The organism is Mesorhizobium sp. B2-3-15 (genome assembly GCF_006442875.1).
GTDB classification, from domain to species: domain Bacteria; phylum Pseudomonadota; class Alphaproteobacteria; order Rhizobiales; family Rhizobiaceae; genus Mesorhizobium; species Mesorhizobium australicum.
Map to the genome: position 1 here is coordinate 248257 of NZ_VFVO01000006.1, position 21718 is coordinate 269974.

Annotated in this window: 22 protein-coding genes; 10 read left to right on the forward strand and 12 right to left on the reverse strand. The window is 64.3% G+C overall.

The features are described 5' to 3' along the window. Positions 1-85: 85 nt before the first annotated feature. The 5 genes from FJ954_RS14775 to FJ954_RS14795 all read right to left on the reverse strand — a co-directional run bounded on the left by FJ954_RS14775 (position 86) and on the right by FJ954_RS14795 (position 5937). Positions 86-1015 carry a DUF3445 domain-containing protein gene (locus tag FJ954_RS14775; protein ID WP_140661791.1) on the reverse strand — a complete coding sequence of 310 codons (930 nt, stop codon included), beginning with the start codon at positions 1013-1015 and terminating at the stop codon, positions 86-88. Between the two features lie 18 nt (positions 1016-1033). Further along, on the reverse strand, positions 1034-1696 hold the full coding sequence (locus tag FJ954_RS14780) for an aminotransferase class IV family protein (protein ID WP_015315850.1): 663 nt from the start codon (positions 1694-1696) through the stop codon (positions 1034-1036). Then, complete coding sequence (locus FJ954_RS14785; protein WP_140661792.1) at positions 1645-2787, reverse strand: aminodeoxychorismate synthase component I; 1143 nt, start codon at positions 2785-2787, stop codon at positions 1645-1647. The genes FJ954_RS14780 and FJ954_RS14785 overlap by 52 nt, the downstream gene beginning before the upstream one ends. 174 nt (positions 2788-2961) lie before the next feature. Next, a complete protein-coding gene (locus tag FJ954_RS14790; protein ID WP_015315852.1) occupies positions 2962-3741 on the reverse strand; it encodes an NADH dehydrogenase in 780 nt (259 codons plus the stop codon). Positions 3742-4098: 357 nt separating this feature from the next. Beyond that, entirely contained in the window at positions 4099-5937 is a 1839-nt protein-coding gene (locus tag FJ954_RS14795) for a M3 family oligoendopeptidase (RefSeq protein WP_181177818.1), read from the reverse strand. Between the two features lie 191 nt (positions 5938-6128). Between FJ954_RS14795 and FJ954_RS14800 the strand changes: the two genes are divergently transcribed. From FJ954_RS14800 to FJ954_RS14810, 3 genes are all read left to right on the forward strand, one after another. Continuing rightward, entirely contained in the window at positions 6129-7670 is a 1542-nt protein-coding gene (locus tag FJ954_RS14800; RefSeq protein WP_140661793.1) for a sigma-54 dependent transcriptional regulator, read from the forward strand. Positions 7671-8068: 398 nt separating this feature from the next. Further along, on the forward strand, positions 8069-9850 hold the full coding sequence (locus FJ954_RS14805; RefSeq protein WP_246681070.1) for a DUF882 domain-containing protein: 1782 nt from the start codon (positions 8069-8071) through the stop codon (positions 9848-9850). Between the two features lie 180 nt (positions 9851-10030). Beyond that, a complete protein-coding gene (locus tag FJ954_RS14810) occupies positions 10031-10225 on the forward strand; it encodes a hypothetical protein (RefSeq protein WP_015315857.1) in 195 nt (64 codons plus the stop codon). Positions 10226-10302: 77 nt separating this feature from the next. Here the strand turns inward: FJ954_RS14810 and FJ954_RS14815 are convergent, their stop codons facing one another. Continuing rightward, positions 10303-10941 carry a 2-dehydro-3-deoxy-phosphogluconate aldolase gene (locus FJ954_RS14815; protein WP_140661795.1) on the reverse strand — a complete coding sequence of 213 codons (639 nt, stop codon included), beginning with the start codon at positions 10939-10941 and terminating at the stop codon, positions 10303-10305. Positions 10942-11141: 200 nt separating this feature from the next. Between FJ954_RS14815 and FJ954_RS14820 the strand changes: the two genes are divergently transcribed. Both FJ954_RS14820 and FJ954_RS14825 read left to right on the forward strand, forming a co-directional pair. Next, entirely contained in the window at positions 11142-12074 is a 933-nt protein-coding gene (locus FJ954_RS14820) for a rhodanese-related sulfurtransferase (RefSeq protein WP_015315859.1), read from the forward strand. Between the two features lie 117 nt (positions 12075-12191). Further along, on the forward strand, positions 12192-12929 hold the full coding sequence (locus FJ954_RS14825; protein ID WP_140619403.1) for a tellurite resistance TerB family protein: 738 nt from the start codon (positions 12192-12194) through the stop codon (positions 12927-12929). 40 nt (positions 12930-12969) lie between these two features. Here the strand turns inward: FJ954_RS14825 and FJ954_RS31815 are convergent, their stop codons facing one another. Further along, the gene (locus FJ954_RS31815; protein WP_140619405.1) at positions 12970-13224 is read right to left on the reverse strand and encodes a hypothetical protein; all 255 of its coding nucleotides are present in this window, start codon (positions 13222-13224) and stop codon (positions 12970-12972) included. A gap of 5 nt (positions 13225-13229) precedes the next feature. Between FJ954_RS31815 and FJ954_RS14835 the strand changes: the two genes are divergently transcribed. Beyond that, positions 13230-13985: an SDR family oxidoreductase gene (locus FJ954_RS14835; RefSeq protein WP_135881316.1), complete on the forward strand. Its 756-nt coding sequence runs from the start codon at positions 13230-13232 to the stop codon at positions 13983-13985. 33 nt (positions 13986-14018) lie between these two features. Here the strand turns inward: FJ954_RS14835 and FJ954_RS14840 are convergent, their stop codons facing one another. Both FJ954_RS14840 and FJ954_RS14845 read right to left on the reverse strand, forming a co-directional pair. Continuing rightward, positions 14019-14393 carry a YciI family protein gene (locus tag FJ954_RS14840; protein ID WP_015315862.1) on the reverse strand — a complete coding sequence of 125 codons (375 nt, stop codon included), beginning with the start codon at positions 14391-14393 and terminating at the stop codon, positions 14019-14021. 147 nt (positions 14394-14540) lie between these two features. Then, a complete protein-coding gene (locus tag FJ954_RS14845; RefSeq protein ID WP_140661796.1) occupies positions 14541-15725 on the reverse strand; it encodes a pyridoxal phosphate-dependent aminotransferase in 1185 nt (394 codons plus the stop codon). Positions 15726-15808: 83 nt separating this feature from the next. On the opposite strand from FJ954_RS14845, the gene FJ954_RS14850 reads away from it, so the two are divergent. The 4 genes from FJ954_RS14850 (at position 15809) to denD (ending at position 18769) form a co-directional block, all read left to right on the forward strand. Further along, on the forward strand, positions 15809-16495 hold the full coding sequence (locus FJ954_RS14850) for a GNAT family protein (protein WP_140661797.1): 687 nt from the start codon (positions 15809-15811) through the stop codon (positions 16493-16495). A 14-nt stretch (positions 16496-16509) separates the two neighbouring features. Continuing rightward, a complete protein-coding gene (locus tag FJ954_RS14855; RefSeq protein WP_140661798.1) occupies positions 16510-17478 on the forward strand; it encodes a cation diffusion facilitator family transporter in 969 nt (322 codons plus the stop codon). An 88-nt stretch (positions 17479-17566) separates the two neighbouring features. After that, on the forward strand, positions 17567-17776 hold the full coding sequence (locus FJ954_RS14860; protein WP_140661799.1) for a hypothetical protein: 210 nt from the start codon (positions 17567-17569) through the stop codon (positions 17774-17776). 12 nt (positions 17777-17788) lie between these two features. After that, positions 17789-18769 carry a D-erythronate dehydrogenase gene (gene denD / locus FJ954_RS14865; protein WP_140661800.1) on the forward strand — a complete coding sequence of 327 codons (981 nt, stop codon included), beginning with the start codon at positions 17789-17791 and terminating at the stop codon, positions 18767-18769. Between the two features lie 38 nt (positions 18770-18807). Here denD and FJ954_RS14870 read toward each other — a convergent pair whose 3' ends face one another. From FJ954_RS14870 to FJ954_RS14880, 3 genes are all read right to left on the reverse strand, one after another. Continuing rightward, the gene (locus tag FJ954_RS14870) at positions 18808-19902 is read right to left on the reverse strand and encodes a nickel/cobalt transporter (RefSeq protein ID WP_246681072.1); all 1095 of its coding nucleotides are present in this window, start codon (positions 19900-19902) and stop codon (positions 18808-18810) included. A gap of 77 nt (positions 19903-19979) precedes the next feature. After that, positions 19980-20648 (reverse strand): DUF1007 family protein, encoded by a 669-nt coding sequence (locus FJ954_RS14875; RefSeq protein WP_140619413.1) that lies wholly within the window; start codon positions 20646-20648, stop codon positions 19980-19982. A 167-nt stretch (positions 20649-20815) separates the two neighbouring features. Beyond that, on the reverse strand, positions 20816-21715 hold the full coding sequence (locus FJ954_RS14880) for a LysR family transcriptional regulator (RefSeq protein ID WP_015315874.1): 900 nt from the start codon (positions 21713-21715) through the stop codon (positions 20816-20818). Between the last annotated feature and the right edge of the window lie 3 nt (positions 21716-21718).

A 21718-nucleotide genomic window follows, 5' to 3' on the forward strand; every position in this document is an offset into this window, starting at 1 on the left:
TGCAAAAGCCCGGCATTTTCACCCAACGGCCATGCGCTACATCACAGATCATTGTCACAAACCAGCGAAAAGCGCCAACCAGCGACTACGCGTCCTTGGCCATTTGGTTAAGGACGGCGATCAGCCGATCGCGATCCGATGTCAGGCCCTTGTAGTCGAGCTGGGCGACATCGAGTGCTTCGAGCTGCGCGGCAAAGGACGCTGCCAGCGTCGCCCGGTCCGGGTGCCGCGCCAGCACGGCGAGCGGGTCGAGATGGATGCGGATGGTGAACAGGATGTCGCGTGAGGCGGGCAGTTTGCGCAGCGTCTGGCGCTCGACCCGGATGAAGGCGTGCGTCTTCACGTCACCGTCGGGGAAACGCGTCGGCCGGCTGGTGGCGCGGTCGATGCGCTCGATATTGGACAGCGGATGGTAGAGTGCATCGCCTGATTGGATTGACCAATTGTAACGTTCGACGGCCTGGCCCTGCAGGCCATCGAACATCCGGTTGATCAGATCGGCCGGCCTTGTGCCTGGGCCGAAGCCCGGCACCGGCTCGTGGATCTGCTGCAGCGGCTTGCCGAATTTTTCGACAAGCGACCAGGACGAGGGAAAGCACAGCGAACCCGCGGCGAGCCGCCAGCCGTCTTCGCCCCGCCGCATGAGGATCAGGTCCTCCTGGACCAGCAGCGAGGCCGCGACGAGGGGGGCGCCGGCGAGGCTGGAGGGGATCGTGGGACGGCTCGTCGCACCCACGACCGCAACGCCCGCATCGCTGCGCCGGTGGGTGTCGGGAAATCTTTCCGGCAGGTAAGCGCCGAGCAGTTCGAGCACTTCCTGCTGGGCGTCAAGCGTACCGTCCTGCTCGACGAAGACGCGTTCAGGGATTTCGGCATAGAGCCGGCGCTTTTTAGCGAGGTAGGGCAGCAAATGGCCGTCTACCTCGATCCAGTCCGCAGGGTCGAGCGGCTTCAGCCCGATGGTGAAGAGTTTCGACGAGCCGTCATACGGCGTGTGGGCGGGTAGGGACGTCATGCCTCAGATCAGTTGACTTCAGATTAGTTTGGCCGGGATCAGCCCGCGCAGCGAATTGCCGACGAACAGCGCCTTGGCGGATTTCAGGTCATTCAAGCTGTAGATCGCTTCACCGGCGCGGCCTTCATCCAGAAGCGCGCCGCGCAGTACGCCAGGCAGCAGGCCGCAATCGAGCCGGGGCGTTGCCAGCACGCCGTCGCCGAAATCGGCGAAGACATTGGTGATCGTGCCTTCGCAGATCTCGCCGCGCTCATTGGCCAGCAGCACCTCATCGGCCTGGGTGACGAGGTATTCGGAGCGGGCCTGGGTATAGAGCTGCCGCCGGCTGGTCTTGTGGCGCAGCAGCATGTTGCTCGAATCGAGCCTCGTCCGCGCCAGCCGCAGTGCCCACACCTTGTCGGCGGCAAGCGGTTCATAGGGCTGCGCCGAGGCGTTGGCCTGGCCATTGCGCGACAGGGCGAGCCGCGTGCGCATGGCGACGGGCGATCGATCGACCGCGTCGCTCAGGGCCTCGCCAACCCTTTGCGGATCATAGCTGAAGCCCAGTTCCGCCGCCGAGCCATAAAGGCGCGCAAGATGGCGATCGAGGCGCAGGAAGCCCGAGGCGGGCTCCCAGCGCATGGTCTCGATCAGCTCGAAACCGGCGGTGTCCCCGTCGCGAAACGGGCTTTGAGCAAACACTCCTGATACTCCTCTTCCGCGACCGAATCGAAGACGATGCCGCCGCCGACATTGTAGACGGCCTCGCCGCTGGCAAAGAGCGAGATGGTGCGGATCGCCACGGAAAAGCGCATCGTGCCGCCGGGCGCGATCCAGCCAATGGCGCCGCAATAGACATCGCGCGGCGTGGCCTCCAGATCGTGCAGGATCTCCATGGCGCGAATCTTCGGCGCGCCGGTGATCGAGCCGCAGGGAAACAGCGCCGCGAATACCTGTCGTATCGAGAGGCCGGGCAGCAGCTTGGCCCTGACGTCGCTCACCATCTGGTGCACGGTCGGGTAGGTCTCGATGCGGAACAGTTCCGGCACCTCCAGCGTGCCGACCTCGCTGATCAGCGATATGTCGTTGCGCAGGAGGTCGACGATCATCCGGTTCTCGGCCTGGTTCTTCTCGTCATTGCGCAGGAAATTCTTCTGCCGCTCGTCCTCGTCCCCGGTTGCGCCGCGCGGTGCGGTACCCTTCATCGGATGCGTCTCGATCATCCCCGCCGCATCGATCTCGAAGAACAGTTCGGGCGAGCGCGACAGGACGATCGGGTCGCCCAGCGCGATCAGGGCGCCATATTTCACGGGCTGGCGTTCGGTCAGTGCGTCGAAGGCGGCGAGCGGATCGCCGGACCATTGCGCGTGCACCGGAAAGGTCAGGTTGCCCTGGTAGCAATCGCCTTGCCTGATGTGCCGATGCAACCGCGAGAACCGCTTCTCGTAGTCCTCGAACGACCACGTTGCCCTTGCGTCGAAGATCGGGCCGTTGGTCGGCGTGCCTGGCGGCGGCACCGCTTCTTCATCAGGAGCATCGAAGACCCCGAGGCAGACCAGCGGGGCCCGGCGCCGACCCGGCAGCAAGGGAACGAGTTTCGGTTCGAGCAGGTAACCGGCCTCGTAGGAGAAATAGCCGGCCAGCCATTTGCCGGCATCGTGCGCGGCCTGCGCCGCTTGCAACGCCGCCGGGAAGTCTTTGGCCTCATGCGCAACGATGACATCGGCCGGCCGCTTGAAAACGAGCTGGCGCGCGCTTTCGTCGTTGCGGAAAATTGCTGCGGGCAGGGACATGGGAACCGGGATCGATGGAGCTGACGATCGCTCTATATAGGGGGCCGGGCGCGCGCAATCGAGGGAACGGCACCCTGTCCCTCAAAGCCGACCTTTGCCGGATCGAACCTTGCCGACAAAAGAAAGCGGCGGCGCCCTTGGCGCCGCCGGTTGCATGGCCTCTGTATCCGTCGTTCAGGTATTGCTGGCGGTTCCGGCCGTCGGAAACTGCTTGGCGAATTCGGCCTCGTTGCCAGCGGCGAGCAGCTTGGCCTGCTCGATCCAGCGTTCGCGCGCGATGCGGCCGTCGAAGTTCATCACCTCCTCGATCCGCTTGATGTCGGCTGGTGTCCAGCCGGCGATCTGGGCGTATGTGGTGACGCCTTGCGCCTTGAGCAGCTTTTCGTTGACTGGGCCGATGCCGATCAACCGGCGCAGATTGTCGGGCTTGCCCGACGCCGGCTTGGCCGCTGCCGGTGCGGTCTTCTTTGCAGCGGGTGCTGCCTTGGGCACGGTCGAAGTCTTCGCCGGAGCCTTGGTCGTCGGAGCCTTGCTCTGCGAAGCCATGGCTGCCGGTGCCGAAGCAGTTGCGAGTTTGGCGGCCGCGGGCTTCGGTGCTGCCTTTGCCGGGGCCGCCTTCGCGGCGGCTGGCTTGGCTGCCGCCGCACCGGATTTTGCAACGGCTGGCGTCGACATCAGGGCTGCCGGTGGCTGACTTGACGCCTTTGCTCCGCCGGTGCCCGACGAGGCCTGGGCCTCGCGCAGCTGACGCTCGAGGTCGGAGCGGCTCTTGCCGCATGCACTGAGTTCGCCGGTCAGGCGGTCGCTGTCGGCGCGCAGCTTGTCGCGCTCGCTGCGGGTGCGATCGAGGTCGCCGCGAAGACTGTCGAGCTCACCGCGCAGGCGCCCCCAGATGAACCAGCCGACCAACACGCCTACCAACAACGCCAGGACCACGTAGAAAAAAGTGCCCATTGTCTCTCTCCAGTCAGATCCGTCTGCCGTGGGTCATGGCCTTCGGCGCAGGACTACTCGATGATGGTTCCGCGGTTCGCGGAACAGCCGGCTTCGGTCAAGCTGTCGGCGATCGGCTTTGCCTGCCCATGGCCAACGGCCGTTGTCGCGTTCGCCTGATCGCCACGGCCGGCTGAGATTTCCCTCGCCGATCCGCATGCGCTCCGGCTGAGCTTAAACGGAAAGCTACCATAGAGCTTGCGGAAAGCTATGGGAAAACGTCGATGTAGAGTTCTTCAAGAACAAATATTTAGGGCAAGAAAAGCGCGGCCCGAACATGCATTCCGGCTAAACTGTTCTTGCCGGGCGAGAGGCGTCTCAATCGTCGAGCGTTTCCAGTTCGTCAATCAGGCCGCCGATGACGCCGAGCCCGATCTGCCAGAAGGCCGGATCGGTGGCGTCGAGGCCGAAGGGCGCCAGAAGCTGCGAATGATGCTTGGTGCCGCCGGCACGCAGCATCTCGAAATATTTGTCCTGAAAGCCGCGTTCGGCATTCTGGTAGACGGCGTAGAGCGAATTCACCAGGCAGTCGCCGAACGCATAGGCATAGACGTAGAAGGGCGAGTGAATGAAATGCGGAATGTAGGTCCAGAACACCTCGTAGCCCTCGCGCAACTTGATCGCCGGCCCCAGGCTTTCGGCCTGCACCTCCAGCCAGAACTCGCCCAGCCTGTCGGATGTCAACTCGCCGTTGCGGCGCTCGGCATGCACCTTGCGCTCGAATTCATAGAAGGCGATCTGGCGCACCACGGTGTTGATCATGTCCTCGACCTTCTGGGCGAGCATGGCTTTGCGCTCGCGCCGGTCGGTGGTCCGCTCGAGCAGCGAGCGGAAGGTCAGCATCTCGCCGAAGACGGATGCCGTCTCGGCCAGCGTCAGCGGCGTCGAGGCCATCAGCGCGCCCTGGCCGGCGGCCAGCACCTGATGCACGCCGTGCCCAAGTTCATGCGCCAGCGTCATCACGTCGCGCGGCTTGCCCATGTAGTTGAGCAGCACATAGGGGTGAGCCGAGGGTACGGTCGGATGTGCGAAGGCACCCGGCGACTTGCCCGGACGCACCGGCGCGTCGATCCAGTTGCGGTCGAAGAAGGTGCGCGCGATCTCGGCCATCTCGGGCGAGAAGCGGTGATAGGCCGACAGGACCGTGTTCCTGGCCTCATCCCAGCCGATCACCGCCTGCGGCGTCTCCGGCAAGGGCGCGTTGCGGTCCCAGTGGTTCATCACCTCCATGCCGAGCCAGCGCGCCTTCATCGCATAATAGCGGTGCGACAGGCGCGGATAGGCCTCGCGCACGGCGGTGGCGAGCGCATCGACCACGCCGCGTTCGACGCGGTTGGCGAGGTGGCGTGAATCGGCAATGTCCTCGAAGCCGCGCCAGCGGTCCGAAATTTCCTTGTCCTTGGCAAGCGTGTTGGTGATCAGCGTAAAGGTGCGCAGGTTCTTGCGGAAGGTCGTGGCCAACGCCTCCGAGGCGCGGCGGCGGACCTCGCCGTCGGCATCCTGCAAGCGATTGAGGGCCGGCTCCAGCGTCAGTTCCTCGCCGTCGATATCGAAGCGAAGATCGGTCATCGTCTCGTCGAACAGGCGGTTCCAGGCGCCGCGCCCGGTTATCGATTTCTCGTGGAAAAGCTGCTCGACACGGTCCTCGAGCTGATAGGGCTTGTCCATTCTGAGATCGAGCACCCACGGGCGGTAATGCCCGAAGGCGGGATCGGCGGCCAGCGCGCCCTCGATCGCCGCATCGTCGATCAGGTTCAGCTCGAGCGCGAAGAACAACAGATGCGCGCTGGCATCGGTCATCTTCTCCTGGATGTCGCCATAGAGCTTGGCGCGCTGCGGATCGGCGGTATTGCCGGCATAGACGAGGCCAGCATAGGAGACGATACGGCCGATCAGTTCCTCGAGCGCCTCGTATGCGGCCAGTGCCTCGCCCAGCCTGCCGGTACTGCCGCGCCCGGCCTCGGCGGCGAGCGTGCCTTTCCAGCGGGCCTCGAATGCGACGGCGTCGGCCGCCGCCTTGGCAATGTCACGCTTCAGTTCCGGCGCGTCCATGCCGGCATAGAGGTCGGCGAGGTTCCATTCCGGCAGATCGCCAAGCCCGGCAGCGCCCTGACCGGACGCTGGCGCTGCAATCCGCCGATCAAACATCATGCGCATCGAGATACCTTCTTTGAATCAAATGGCCTGGGTTGAATCACGTGGCCGCAATCACGGAGCCGGACTCAACGGGAATGGAGAAGCCGGTCAAATCCTAAGGAATTCGTTCACCGGGTTTTTTGAAACCTTATTTAGAACCCTGTGCCAAGATGATCCATGGGGTTTTCGGGCGCGGGCGAAGCAAGATAGTCATGACAGGTTCCATACTCATAGTCGATGACGATCCCGTGCAGCGCCGGCTGCTCGAGGCCGCGGTGACGCGGTTCGGCCATACCGCGATCGTTGTGGATGGCGGTACCGCCGGCCTCGAAGTTCTCGACGGGCCTGGCGCCCGCGATGTCTCGGTCGTGATCCTCGACCTGGTCATGCCCGGTCTCGACGGCATCGGCGTGCTGAAGGCGATGCGCGAGCGCGACATCAGCGTGCCGGTCATCGTGCAGACCGCGCAGGGCGGCATCGAAACCGTGGTTTCGGCGATGCGCCACGGTGCTTTCGATTTCGTCGTCAAGCCGGCTTCGCCCGACAGGCTGCAGGCCTCGATCTCCAATGCGCTCAAGGTCGAGGCGGTAGAGGGCGAGGTCAAGCGCACGTCGCGCAAACGCGGCGGGCTGCTGACCTTCAGGGACATGATCACCCATAGTCCGGCCATGGACCGGGTGATACGTCTCGGCCAGAAAGCGGCGGCCTCTCACATCCCGATCCTGATCGAGGGCGAGTCGGGCGTCGGCAAGGAACTGGTGGCGCGTGCCATCCAGGGCAGCGGCGACCGCCGCTCGAAACCCTTCGTCACCGTCAATTGCGGCGCCATTCCCGACAATCTGGTGGAATCCATCCTGTTCGGCCATGAGAAAGGCTCGTTCACCGGCGCCACCGACAAGCACACCGGCAAATTCGTCGAGGCGCATTCCGGCACGCTGTTCCTCGACGAGATCGGCGACCTGCCGCTCGACGTCCAGGTCAAGCTGCTGCGCGCCGTCCAGGAAGGCGAGGTCGATCCGGTCGGCGGCCGCTCGACCGTCAAGGTCGACATCCGGCTGATTTCGGCGACGCACCGCAACCTCCTGCAACAGGTCAAGGACGGCAAATTCCGCGAGGATCTGTTCTACCGGCTGAACGTCTACCCGATCTTCGTGCCGCCGCTGCGCGACCGCCGCGACGACATTCCCCATCTGGTCGCGCATTTCATGGAGAAGGTGGCGCCGGCCGACCCGCGCCATCGGCTGAAAGGCATTTCGGCGGCAGCACTTGCGGTGCTGCAGGCTTATGACTGGCCCGGCAACATCCGGCAGCTCGAAAACGCCGTCTTCCGCGCCTCGGTGCTGTGCGAAGGCGATGTGTTGACCGCCGATGACTTCCCGCAGATCCGCGCGCAGGTGGAAGGCACCCTCAATCTCGACGCGGACGACACATTGGAAGCAAGCAGCGTTGCGCCGCCGCCGTCGCTGGAGCCGCGCGACGAGGACGTTGTGCCCGACGAGACCGCTCCGGCGGCTGTGCTGCCGGCCGGGGTCCAGGCCCGCTTCGGCACGCTGCGGGCGCTCGACGAGCGCGGCAATGTGCGTGCGCTGGCCGATGTCGAGCTCGAAATGATCAAGCTCGCCATCGATCACTACAATGGCCAGATGAGCGAGGTCGCCCGCCGGCTCGGCATCGGTCGCTCGACGCTTTACCGCAAGCTCAAGGAATATGGCATCGACCCGGAAACCGGCCGCGTCGACAGGCTTGCTTCCTGAGCCGCAAGGCAGGCACCAGTTTCCCTCGTCATTATATGGTTCGACAGAGCGCCGTCGCCGGATAATGGCGGCGCTCGACGGGGTATTGTTCACGCATTGAGGCCGGCGGTAACACATCGTGTTCGGCCCAAGCCGGAATCCTGATCTAAACCAGCGGTTTACCAAGAAACCTTGCGGACAATTTTTGACGGGATATCGCCATGGTCTTACCGCATTTTGGCTTCAATAAGCGATGATTAACCATTAGGATCGATATTCGGATGTGAAAACGACACGTCCGTTTGGGCAAATCCGGGGACAAACGGCAGCCTGCAAGGCCTTTTGATTTGAACAGAATCGAACGACTCACAAACGGGCGACACTATCATTTGAGCGTCTGGCCGAGATGGTTGGCGGCGGTGATTGTCGCATTTGGTTTTGTTGCCGCGGCCGCCACGGGCGCCCAGGCCGAAGTTCGTACGCTGAAGCTCTACCATCTCCACACGCATGAGAAGGCGGAGATCGTCTACAAGCGCAATGGTCGCTACGTTCCCGAAGGCCTGAGGAAGATCAACATCATTCTGCGCGACTGGCGTCGCAACGAGCCGACCAAGATGGACCCGCGCCTGCTGGATCTGGTCTGGGAGGCGTATCGGGAAAGCGGCGCCACCGATTATATCCAGGTCGTCTGCGGCTACCGGTCGCCGTCCACCAATTCGATGCTGCGCAGCCGCAGCCGCGGTGTCGCCGAGAAGAGCCAGCATATGCTTGGCAAGGCGATGGATTTCTACATTCCCGGCGTACCGCTGAAGAAGCTGCGCAACATCGGCCTCAAGATGCAGGGCGGTGGTGTCGGCTATTACCCGACCTCCGGTTCGCCATTCGTCCACATGGATGTCGGCAATGTGCGCCACTGGCCCGGCATCAGCCGCCAGGAACTGGTCAGCCTGTTCCCCAATGGCAAGACGCTGCATGTGCCGAGCGATGGCCGGCCGCTGCCCGGCTATGAACAGGCGCTGGCCTCCTACAAGTCGCGCAAGGGTTCGGGCACACCGAATATCGAAGTGGCCAGCGCCGGCGGCAGCGGCAAGAAATCCGGCGGGTTCCTCGCTGCCTTCTTCGGCGGCGGTGGCGATGACGAGGCCGACGACAGCGCAGACGTCGAGACCGCTTCGGCCGCACCCGCGCCCAAGGCTAGAAATCTGAAGCCGGCCGCGACAGCCAAGAGCGGCAACCTGCCTGGCATCGCCATCGTGGCCCCCGAGAATGCCCAGCGCGCCGACATTCCGCAGATTGCCGACGAGCAGGCTCCGGAACCGGAGAAGGACACGCCGGAGACAATCATCGCGGCGCTGCCGGCCAAGGAAATCCCGCTGCCCGATTTCGCGCCTCGGCCGAAGGCCGATGTCGGCGCACAGACGCCTGAAAACGTTCCCTTCGCCACGGCGGATGCGACGACCACCACGGAACAGGCCGTGGCGACCGCGCAGGCGCCGGCGAACATGCCTTTCGGCAAGGCCGATCCGGCGCAGGTCGCCGTCAACAACATCCCCTTGCCGACATGGCGTCCCGAACGCACGCTGCCGGCGGATCTCGCGCCGCCGCCCAGCAAGGATGTGCTGATGGCGCTGGCCGAAACGGCTGACCAGGGGAAGACCGCGACGGATGCGTTCTCCGTGCTGCCGACGGCGCGTCCCGAGCCGGCCAAGCCGGATGCCGTCAAGGCCGTGCTCGACGAGGCCAATGCCAAGGCCGGCACGGCCGACGAATATCAGCTCGCCTCGCTGGCCGTGGAACCGCGTTCAGCCTTCAACGATCCGTCCGGCGTCGATGCGGCATCGCCGCGCCAGGCTGTTGCCGGCCGGCCGGCCGGTTCGGATCCGGCCGCCGCGATCGGCGCCGGTGTGAAGACGACCCGCAAGGAGGCCAGGGCCACCGCCCGCGATCAAAAGCCTGGCCCCAGGGCCGTGGTGGTTGCCGCAGCGCCGCAGGCCGCCCGCTGGGCACTGACCAGCGGCGAGAACGTCGCCACCGTTTCGAGTGCGACGACCGCGCCGGGTTACGCCTACAACATCGTGCATACGCCGCCGAGCGAGGTCTATACGGCCGGCTTCCAGCAGGACAATCAGGTGGCCGACGCCAATCGCTTTACCGGCAACGCCGTCAAGTTCCTGTCTGTCGCCCGCTTCCAGACGAAGTAACGAACAGGCCGCAGTATGCCGAGGCCGCGCCGGGCGATCCGCGCGGCTTCTTGCTGTCCCAGGGTGCGATGCATGCGGTCTCCGATCCCTGAGGATCACGCGCGGCTGAACTTCTCGTGAAGCGGGAACGGCCCACTCATTTCCGGTTTAGTGTGGGTACGCTCCAACCCGAGGATATTCATGAAAAGGATTCTACTGGCATCAGTTATGGCGCTGGCGGCAGCATCGGCCGCGATCGCGCCATCACAGGCGGAGACCGTTGTCGTCAAGACCGACAATCATATGCACATGATGAAGAAGCACTGCCGCACCAGGGTGGTGACGCACTGGCGGCACCATCACAAGGTGACGGAGACGGTCAAGGTCTGCAACTGATCGCAGTCTGGACTAGCCAGTCAAAAAGGCCCGGTCGACGCTCGTCGGCCGGGTTTTTCATGCCGTGCGGAAAGGCGCTATTTCCCGAGTTCGCTGGCAGCGCGTGCGAGCGCTTCGATCTGATCCCACTTGCCGGCCTTGACCATGTCGTCGGGCGCCACCCATGAGCCGCCGACGCAGATGACATTGGACAGGCTGAGATAGTCGGCCGCGTTCTTGCCGGTGATGCCGCCAGTCGGGCAGAACTTGACGTCCGCCAGCGGCGAGGCAAAAGCCTTGAGCGAAGCGATGCCGCCGGACTGTTCGGCCGGAAAGAATTTCAGGAAGCGAAGGCCGGCTTCGCGCGCGGCCATGATCTCGCCGGGCGTGATGGCGCCGGGCAGCAGCGGAACCTCGCTGTCGGAGGCGGCAGCCAGAAGCTCGCGGGTGATGCCGGGGCTGACGATGAAGCGCGAACCGGCCGCGGCCGCTTCGTCGAACTGGCTGGCATCCAGAATGGTGCCGGCGCCGACGATGGCTTCCTCGACTTCGCCCGCCACGCGACGGATCGCTTCGAGCGCATCCGCGGTCCTCAGCGTGATCTCGATCGCCGGCAAACCGCCACGCGCCAGGGCACGGGCCAGCGGCACCGCATCGGCAACGTTGGCGATCTTCAACACCGGAATGACCGGCTGGCCATTGAGGAGCGACAGGAGGTTCTCGGTCTTGCTGGGCATTCGGTCTCTCCTTGTCGGCGGCGTATCGAGGGGATTTCAACCGATTAGCAGACCGGTATTGCCCTGTCCACGGAACCCATCGCGGCGCGATGTCACGCGTGGCCACTCAGCTTAAAGGTTCTTTCCCGACAGAGCCATGACAGACGGATCGAACCCGTTTCACTTGAATCGGCTTCTACTAGCGTCTAGTTGCTCTGGCAATGACAACACTGCCCGCGCCATCCCAGCCAGCCCGCGTCGCCGCGCTCTACCGTTTTGCCCGGCTCGATGCTTTCGAGGCGTTGCGCGCGCCGCTTGCGGCCTTCTGCTGCGGGCGCGGCATCAAGGGCACGCTGCTCCTGGCGCATGAGGGCATCAACGGCACCGTCGCCGGCAGCGACGAAGCGATCGCCGCGCTGATCGAACACATCGAAGCGATCGACGGCCTGTCGGGTCTCGAGGTCAAGTACAGCAGTGCCGCGGCCATGCCCTTCCATCGCATGAAGGTGCGGCTGAAGCGCGAGATCGTCACCATGGGCGTCGAGACCATCGACCCGGCGGCAAGTGCGGGCACCTATGTGGAGGCGGGCGACTGGAATGCGCTGATCTCGCAAGCCGACACGATCGTCATCGATACGCGCAACGCCTATGAGGTCTCGATCGGCAGCTTCAAGGGCGCCGTCGACCCGGCGACGGCGAGCTTTCGCGAATTCCCGGCCTGGGTGGAAGCGCATCGGGCGGATCTCGAAGGACGCAAGGTGGCGATGTTCTGCACCGGCGGCATTCGCTGCGAAAAGGCGACCGCCTATGTGAAGTCACTCGGCTTCGAGGACGTGTTCCACCTCAAGGGGGGCATCCTCAAATACCTTGAGGAGGTTCCAGCGGAGCAGAGCCTGTGGCAAGGCGAGTGCTTCGTCTTCGACGAGCGGGTTTCGGTGTCGCACGGCCTCACCGAGGGTGATGCGGAGCTTTGCCGTGCCTGTCGCCATCCGCTGACGGCAAGCGAGCTGGCTTCGCCTCGATATGCCGCCGGCGTTTCTTGCCCGCATTGTTTTGACGCCCGCTCGGACGAAGACCGGAAGCGCTACGCGGAGCGGCAGCGACAGGTCGAGCTCGCGCAAGCGCGGGGCAGGGGACCGCACATCGGGTCCTGATCGAGGGCGCCGGGGCCGGGCAAACCGGGGCACTGTCATTGCAATGTCAAGCTTCGGGACCTACCTCTTCGGCGTTCGAAACCTGCCCGTTCGGCTGGGCAAATCCTGGAGGCATCGATGTTCGATCCCAAGAAGCTTCTTGACGATCTGCTCGGCTCGCAAGTTCCCGGTGCCAGCGGCACGGTCCGCGACAAGGCTGGCCAGGCGGTGCAGATGGCCAAGGACAATCCGCTGGCCGCCGGTGCGCTAGCCGCCGTGCTGCTTGGGACCGGCGCCGGCCGGCAGGTGACGGGTGCCGCGGTGAAGCTCGGCGGACTGGCCGCCATCGGTGGTCTCGCCTACAAGGCCTACCAGAACTACAAGGCCGGCAACGCACCGGAACAGGCGCCCGCGGCTGGCGAGCCGGAATTGCTGCCGCCGCCCAAGGACACCGCCTTCCACCCGTCGCAGGCGCCGCAAGGCGAGGATGAGTTCACGCTGACCCTGGTGCGGGCGATGATCTCGGCGGCCAAGGCCGACGGCCATGTCGACGACGAAGAGCGCCGGAAGATCGCCGGCAAGCTCAGCCTCGCCGGGATCGGCACCGATGCGGAAAAATTCCTGATGGCGGAGCTGGAGAGGCCGCTCGACCTCGACACGCTGGTGGCCGGCGCCAAGACCGACGCGCAGAAGCTCGAACTCTATACGGCGTCGCGCCTTACCATCGATCCCAACACGCGCGCCGAGCGCGGTTACCTCGACCTGCTTGCCGGGCGTCTCGGCCTGCCGGACTCGCTGATCGACCATGTTGAGGCGACGGTTTCGGCGGCGAAAGTGCCCACGGCCGAGGGTACGCCACCCAATCCGCAGTGGTAACCCGGATTGGCACACAGGCCGTGGAGGCGTTAACCTTTCGTTAACTCAGGAAGCGCATGATTCTACACAGTCGGATCGGCTTTTCCTCCTCCCAAGCCCGGTTCAGATCAGGGCGGTCGCCAATGACCGCCCTTTTTGTCCGTCCTCGCCGGCTGCCCTCCAAATAAATGGGTTCACTTTTCGAGGCCATGTCCCAGTGGCCGCGCTTGCCATCGCTGCCATCATTTGCGATGCCTTCTCCACCCGAACCGAATTTGTAGATCAGGCGAGCACGCACATCGCTGCCGGAGGACATCAGCCATGACCGAGCAAAAGACCGCCATCGTCACCGGGGCCGGCACCGGGATCGGCAAGAGCGTAGCCACGGCATTGCTCAAGGCCGGCTGGAATACGGTGTTCTGCGGGCGCCGCAAGCCGGTGCTGGATGCCGCGATCGCCGAGATCGGGCCGACCGAGGCCAGAGCGTTGGCGGTTGCCTGCGACATCAGCAAGGCCGGTGAGGTCGACGATCTGTTCGAGACCGTGGCGGAGGCTTTCGGGCGGGTCGATCTGCTCTTCAACAATGCAGGCATGGGCTACAAGTCGACGCCGATCGACGAGATCCCGGTCGAGGTCTGGAACGATATCGTCGGCGTCAACCTCACCGGATCTTTCTTGTGCGCGCGCGCGGCCTTCGGCGCCATGCGCAAGCAGAAGCCGATGGGCGGCCGCATCATCAACAATGGTTCGGTGTCGGCCTATGCGCCGCGCCCGGGCTCGGTGCCCTATACGGCGACCAAGCACGCCATCACCGGGCTGACCAAGACGCTGGCGCTCGATGGCCGCCCCTATGACATCGCCTGCGGACAGATCGACATCGGCAATGCATTGACCGACATGGCGCAGCCGATGACCGTCGGCGTGCCGCAGGCCAATGGCTCGATATCAGCCGAAGCGGTGATGGATGTCCAACGCGTCGCCGACGCGGTCGTGCACATGGCCAGCCTGCCGCTCGACGCCAACGTGCTGTTCATGACCGTGATGGCGACCAAGATGCCGTTCGTGGGGCGTGGGTGAGCAGCGGGCGCTGGCGGCGCTTTTGCCCGTGCCTCATTTTTCCGCCAGCGGCACGCCGGGCTTGAAGAGTAGAATGGGCCTGATCTCGTAAACGGCGGTCGGATTGACACGACGAAGATCGCGCGCGATCGCGATGGCGTCGTCCCTGGTGACGCAGTCGACGACATAGAGGCCGAGCAACTGTTCCTTGGTCTCGGCGAAGGGCCCATCGATGATCATACCGTCGCCCGGGCCGCGCAAGGTGCAGGCATCCCGTGTCGTTCCCAGACGCGCTGACGGCCCAAGCGTGCCTTCCGCATGAAGCCTGCCGTTGATCTTGAGCAACTCGGCCATCAGCGCCGCATCTTCCTGCGGCGTCAGCGCCTCGATCGCATCTTCCACGTGATAGGCAAGGATTGCGTAGAACATGCGAGATACCCTCATTGGTCCTGATACGGGAATTCGTAGCCGTTTTCGGTATGCCCGCACAGCCTTGGCTGCGCGCCTCCGGACGGCTCATGACACCGTCATGGAATGCGGTGGCAAGCTATCCGGCTCGCGCGGCGACGCTGATGCTCACTTGGCCAGGAACGTTCCGATCCTGTCCAGCGCGCGCAAAATGTTTTCCTCGGAATTGGCGTAGGAGAGCCTGACATAGCCTTCGCCGAGAATGCCGAAATCGGGGCCGCCGATCAGCGCCACACCAGCCTCGTCGAGCAGGGCCGAGGCGAGTTTCTTGGCCTTCCAGCCGGTCTTCGAGACATTGGGGAAGGCATAGAACGCGCCCTTGGGCGTGATGCAGGAGATGTTTGGCAGGGCATTCAGGCCCTCGACCACGATTTTCCGGCGGTTGTCGAAGGCGCGCATCATAGTGTCGACGTCATCCTGCGGGCCGTCGATCGCCGCGATGCCGGCGAACTGGCTTGGTGCGTTGACGCAGGACCAGCAATTGACCGCCAGCTTGCGCACCTTGTCGTAGAGGTGGGCGCCCTTGTCGCCGTTCGGCCAGATCGACCAGCCCATGCGCCAGCCGGTCATCGCCCAGGTCTTGGACCAGCCGTTGAGCACGATCAGCCGGTCACGGATCTCGGGAAAGCCAAGCAGCGAGCAATGCGTCTCGCCGTCATAAGTCATGACATCGTAGATTTCGTCGGAGAGAATGGCCACGTCTGGATGCTTCTCAAGCCCCTTGACCAGCTTCTCGATCTCGGCGCGCGGGGTGACGCCGCCGGTCGGGTTGGCCGGCGAGTTGAGGATCAAGAGCCTAGTCTTCGGCGTGATCAGCCCCAGCGTCTCTTCGGCCGAGAAGGCGAAGCCGTTCTCCTCGCGCATCGGCACCGGAATGGGGGTTGCACCGGTGAACTCGATCATCGAGCGGTAGATGGGAAAGCCGGGGTCGGGATAGAGGATCTCGGCGCCGGGCTCGCCGAACATCAGGATGGCGGCGAACATGGTTGGCTTGCCGCCGGGCAGGATCATCACCGCCTCCGGCGAGACCTCGACGCCGGTGGTCGTCAGCGTGCGCCGCACCACCGCCTCGCGGGTCGCCAGCAGGCCATTGGCCGGCGTGTAGCCATGGTGGCCGTCACGCAGCGCCTTGATCGCCGCCTCGACGATGTGCTGCGGCGTCTTGAAGTCGGGCTGGCCGATGCCGAGATTGACGATGTCGCGGCCCTGGCTCGCCAGCGCCGTTGCCCGGGCCAGCACGGCAAAAGCGTTTTCCTCGCCAAGACGGTCGAAGGCCGAAATCGTGTGGAGCATTTTTCCCGTCCCTGTGGTTCTTACTGTTGGCGAGCGTTTTTGTGAGCGTCCGCCCGCAAAAGTCAAACGGATTGGAGTTTTCGGTGTCGGAAAATCTCAAAGACTGGCAGCCGCGCCCGCGCCCGGAGCGCAAGGTTCTGGAGGGCCGCTATGTCAGGCTCGAGCCATTGAGTGCCGCAACACATGGCGACGGCCTCTATGAAGCGTCGTCCGTGGCCGACGTCGACGGCCGCTTCGCGTGGCTGCCCGACTATCCGCCGGAAACCCGCGCCGCCTTCCAGCCCTGGCTGGACAAGGTGGAGGCGAGCGAGGATCCGCTGTTCTTCGCTGTTGTCGACAAGGCAAGCGGCAAGGTCGCCGGCCGCCAGACGCTGATGCGCATCGATCCGACCCATGGCGTCATCGAGATCGGCAACATCTACTGGGGACCCCTCATCTCGCGCAAGCCGGCGGCGACGGAAGCACAGTTCCTGTTCATGAAATACATCTTCGACGAACTCGGCTATCGCCGCTACGAATGGAAGTGCAACAACCGCAACGGGCCGTCGAAGCGCGCGGCGGAACGGTTCGGCTTCAAGTTCGAGGGTATTTTCCGCCAGCATCTCATCGTCAAGGGTGAAAACCGCGACACCGCGTGGTATTCGATCATCGACAAGGAATGGCCGGCTCTGCGCAAGGCTTATGAAGCCTGGCTCGATCCGGCCAACTTCGACGCCAATGGCCAGCAGAACCGCCGGCTCGAGGATTTTCGCGCGGAATTCGGCGCCTAACGGGAGTTTGCCATTTGGCGCATATCCACGATCACAGCGGGCACGATCACGGCGGCGGCCATGTGCACGGCTCGACGGACAAGAAGCGCGTGCTGATCGCGGCCTGCCTGACCGCCGGCTTCATGGTGGCCGAGGCGCTCGGCGGCCTGTTCACCGGGTCGCTGGCGCTGCTGGCCGATGCCGGCCACATGCTCGCCGACGCCATTGCGCTCGGCCTGGCCTGGTATGCCTTCCATCTGGCGGGCCGGCCGGCAACCGGCCAGCTCACCTACGGCTTCGGCCGCGTCAAGACGCTGGTGGCCTACACCAATGGCATCGCCATTTTCGTCATCGCTCTGTGGATCGTCTACGAAGCGTGGGATCGCCTGCTGACACCGGCGCCGGTGCTGGGCGGGCCGATGCTGGTGGTGGCGATCCTCGGCCTGCTGGTCAATATCGGCTCCTTCCTGGTGCTGCATGGCGGCGATCGAGACAACCTCAACATGCGCGGCGCCATCCTGCATGTGCTCGGCGATCTGCTCGGCTCGGCAGCCGCGATCGTCGCGGCACTGGTCATCCTGGCGACCGGCTGGACGCCGATCGACCCGATCCTGTCCGTGCTGGTATCGCTGCTGATCCTGTCCACCGCGTGGTCGCTGATGCGCGCCGCCGCCCACGTCCTGCTCGAAGGCGTGCCGCCAAGCCTCGATCGCGACCTGATCGCCGGGGACATTCAGGCAACGGTCCAGGGCGTGCGCGAGGTGCACCATATGCACATCTGGTCGCTCGACGGGTCGAGCAGCATGGCGACGCTGCATGCCTGCCTCAACGAGGGCGTCGATGCCCATCAGGCGGTCAGCGCCATCAAGAAGCGGCTTGCCAGCGAGCACGGCATCAGCCATGCCACCGTGGAACCGGAATTCGGCCGGTGCGCCGACGACGGCGACGACCATCATCACGAGCATGAGCACGATGCGGCCCCGCATCACGGCCACTATCACTAGGATCGATCGATAACCATGGTCGGGCCTGCCTCAGGAGTCCTCCAGCTTTGCAACTCAGCTCGATGAATGACCGCCGTTCCGGTGCGGCATGATGGACCGTGACACGCGCAATGCGGCCATTGCGGCGGTCTGGATCATGCTTCTGTTCGGCATTACCGCTTTCTACCTGCCGACCGTGATGTTGGCACTCGGCAGTTATTCGACCGTGCTGGCGGGTATCTTCGGCACCGTCTTCGTGCTGGCGTTTTTCCTGGTGTTCTGGTTGCGCGCGCGCACCCAGCGCAAAAATCGGAAGTAAGGGATATCGGACATGCGCATTTTGATCACCGGCGCCGCGGGTATGGTCGGCCGCAAGCTCATCGCCCGGCTGGCCAAGGACGGCACGCTGCGCGGCGAGAAGATCACCGCGCTCGACCTGCACGACATCGTACCGCCGCAGGCGCCAGCCATGGACGGCGTCAGCGTCGCGCTGCACACGGGGGACCTTGCCGAAGCAGGCGCCGCGGAAAGCCTGGTTGTGTCGCGCCCCGATGTCGTCTTCCACCTCGCCGGCATCGTGTCGGGTGAGGCGGAAGCGAATTTCGACCTCGGCTACCGCGTCAACCTCGACGGCACGCGTGCGCTGTTCGACGCCATCCGCCTGGCAGGGTTTGCGCCGCGCGTCGTCTTCACGTCGTCGATCGCCGTTTTCGGCGCGCCGTTCCCGGACGTCATACCGGACGAATTCCACCCGACGCCGCTGACCTCCTACGGCACGCAGAAGCAGATGAGCGAAGCGCTGCTGGCAGACTATTCCAGGCACGGCTTCTTCGACGGCATCGGCATCCGGCTGCCGACGATCTGCGTGCGGCCCGGCAAGCCCAACAAGGCTGCGTCCGGCTTCTTCTCCGGTATCATTCGCGAACCGTTGAACGGGCAGGAGGCGATCCTGCCGGTGCCGCGCTCGGTCGTGCACACCCATGCCAGCCCGCGCTCGGCGGTGAATTTCCTGATCCATGGCGCGGAGATCGAGGGCGCAGCCGTGGGGCCGCGCCGCAACCTGACGATGCCGGGTGTCGCCGTCACCGTTGGCGAGCAGATCGAGGCGCTGGAACGGGTGGCTGGATCGCAGACGACAAGCCTGATCCGCGAGGTGCCCGACGAGACGATCTGGGCAATCGTCAAGGGCTGGCCGACCCGCTTCGAGGCGCGGCGGTCAAGGGAACTTGGCTTCAGTGCCGAAAAGAGTTTTGACGAGATCATCCGCGCGCATATCGAGGATGAGCTGGGCGGCAAGCTTCCCGCTCAGTAGCGCACGGTGCCAATCCCATTCCAACGGAATGGTAGGGTCTAAACGCTGCCCGTCAGGCTCGCGGACAGCAGCAGCAGTCCGAACAGGAAGACGAAGGCGGCGCCGCCGATCTCGACGATCGAGTGGATGCGGTTGCCCATGCGGCCGTCGCCGGCGAAATACACCGCCCAGTTCTTGGCGGTCACCGCCAGTGTGGCCAGGGCCGAGACGGTGATCGCGGTTCCGATCGACATTGCCAGCACCGACAGCAGGCCGCCGAGCCAGAGCCCGTTGAGCAGCGCGAAGCTGAGAACGATCAAAGCACCGGAGCAAGGGCGGATGCCAACGGCGGCCACCGCCGACCAGGCGGTGCGCCAATCGAAGCGGTCACCCGACAGCAGCGCCGGATCGGGTGCATGCGAGTGGCCACAGGTGTCGCAGACCTCGCCGCTGGGGTGGTCGTGATGCGCATGATCGTGCGCGCCGTGGCCGTGATGATCGTGCGAATGGCCATGCCCATGGTCGTGATCGCCATGCCCGTGCAGTGCGTGGGAATGAGCGTGCGCCGCATGGTCGTGAGCGCCATGCGAATGGCCGGCATGGGAATGACCGGCGTGAGCCGCCGACAGGCTGTAGGCCGGGCCCTTGCCAAACAGGCGCAGGACGGCTGGACCGAGCTTGCGCCACAAAAGCCAGGCGCCAAAGAGGGTGACCAGGGCAAAGCTCATGATCTCCATGAACCAGGCCGCATCGGTCATCGAGATGGTGGTGCCGCGCAGGACGAAATAGGCCAGCAGCATCACCAGGATCGCCGTAAGGCCCTGCAGCAGCGCCGAGACGAAGGACAACAGGATGCCGCGCTTCAGCGCCACTTCGTTGGCCACCATATAAGACGAGATCACCGCCTTGCCGTGGCCGGGGCCGGCGGCGTGGAAAATGCCATAGGCGAAGGACAGGCCGATGAGTATCCAGATCTTGCTGTTGTCCTGGCGCATTGCCTTCATGGCTGCCGCCAGCGCGCGGTAGAATTCCTGCTGCCTGAGATTGATCCACATCAGGATATGGGCGAACGGACCGGTGGTGGGTGCCATGCCGTCATTGACGCCGATGCCGAGCGAACTCTGGGCGTGCGCGGCATCGGCGAAATGCATCATGGCAAAGGCAAGGGCCAACAGGCCGACTGCCAAACGCAGGGACGGTTTCGAACGGTTGCCGATCAGGTTCACCGGATCTATCCTTCTGGCTGACAGGTCAGTTCGAGTTTGGTGGCGAAGATCTTGCTCATGTCGGTGCCTGTCGGATCGTTGAAGAAGGCATCCGTCAGGGTCTTCTGGTTTTCCTTGATCGCTTCGTCCGGGTCCGGCCGGACGACCTTGCTCGTGCAGTTCGACGGCAGGCCCTCGACGGTGATGTTGGAATCCTCGGTGAAGTCGATCGCCGTGTAGAAGGTCGGATCGTAGACGCCGATGTCGATCGTGCCGGACAGCTTGATCGGCGCCTTCGGTTCGGATTCAAACAGGATGATCAACTGGTCGTTGTCGAAATTGGCCATCAGATGCGGCGGCGGCGTCATCGCCACGTCCTTGCCGTCCTGCGTGACGAGCTGGAAATAATTGAACTCGGCCAGCGAGGCATGGACGGTGTCGGCGACCTCCTTCAGCTCCTTGTCGTCAAGCTTCAGGTCGGAGTTCTTGTCGAACTCCATCATCACCGTGCTCGAAAACAGATCGTCGAAGCGCCACAGATGACGCAACGCTTTCACACTTTGGTGATCCGGGGACAGGACCACGTCGAGGCGCGCCTCGGCGAAGACGTGCGGATGCACCTCGGCCGGTCCTGTCGCGGCAAAGATCGCCGCCAAGGCCGAGGCCAGCATGATTGCGTGCCGTTTCAGATGCATTCGCGGTCGCGATTCCCTTGGCTTTCGAGAGCGTGGTCGAAGGTTACCAGAAAGGGGGCGAAATTGGGACTGCGGGCGCATGTCACCCAAAAGTGCGCGAGGCTTTGGATAGCGCCACGCATGCAGGAGAGCTCAAAAGCGTGCGGTATCCGGGCTGCTGGGGCAGGTCAGGCGCTCTCGCGCGTCCTGAACCACTGCACCAGGAAATCGACGAAAACGCGCACCTTCGCCGGAAGGTAACGGCGATGCGGATAGACGGCGAAGATGCCGCCGCCCGACAGGATGCGGTCGTCGAGCACCGCCACCAATTGGCCGCTCTTGAGGTCTGGGGCGGCGATGAAATCCGGCAGGATGCAAAATCCAAGCCCCGACAAGGCCGCGGCGCGCGCCGCCATCGGGCTGTTGACCTCGATCGGGCCGGAGACGGCGATGCTTACCGGATCGCCATTGTCGCCCTTGAAGGGCCAGTTGTTCAGTCCGCGGCCATTGGTGTCGACGATGCAGGGCATGTGGCCGAGATCCTGCGGTCGTGTCGGCATGCCATGCTTGGCGATCAGTTCTGGAGAGCCGCAGAGCTTGATCGAAAACGGCGCCAGCCGCCTGGCGATCAGCGACGAGTTCTCCAGCCGCGAGATGCGCACGGCAAGGTCGAAGCCTTCCTCGACCAGGTCGACGAAGCGGTCGTCGAGCTGGATGTCGAGCACGATGTCGGGATACTGCTTGGCGAAGTCGATCAGCGACTGGCCGATCGGCGCGTCGGCGAAGGTGCGCGGCGCCGACAGCTTGATGCGGCCGCGCACGTCGCCGGAGGACTCGCGCACGGCGTCGGCCAGGCTATCGACCTCGCGCACGATTTCCGAGGCGCGGCGGTAGTAGGTGTGGCCGGCCTCGGTCATCGAGAACTGGCGCGTGGTGCGGTTCAGCAGCAGAGCGCCGAGCTCGTCCTCCAGCTCGCGCACATATTTCGACAGCAGCGCCTTGGAGCGGCCGATCTTGCGCGCCGCCGCCGAAAAGCCTTCGGCCTCGACGACGTCGATGAAGGCGCGCATGCGGGTCAGTGTGTCCATTGT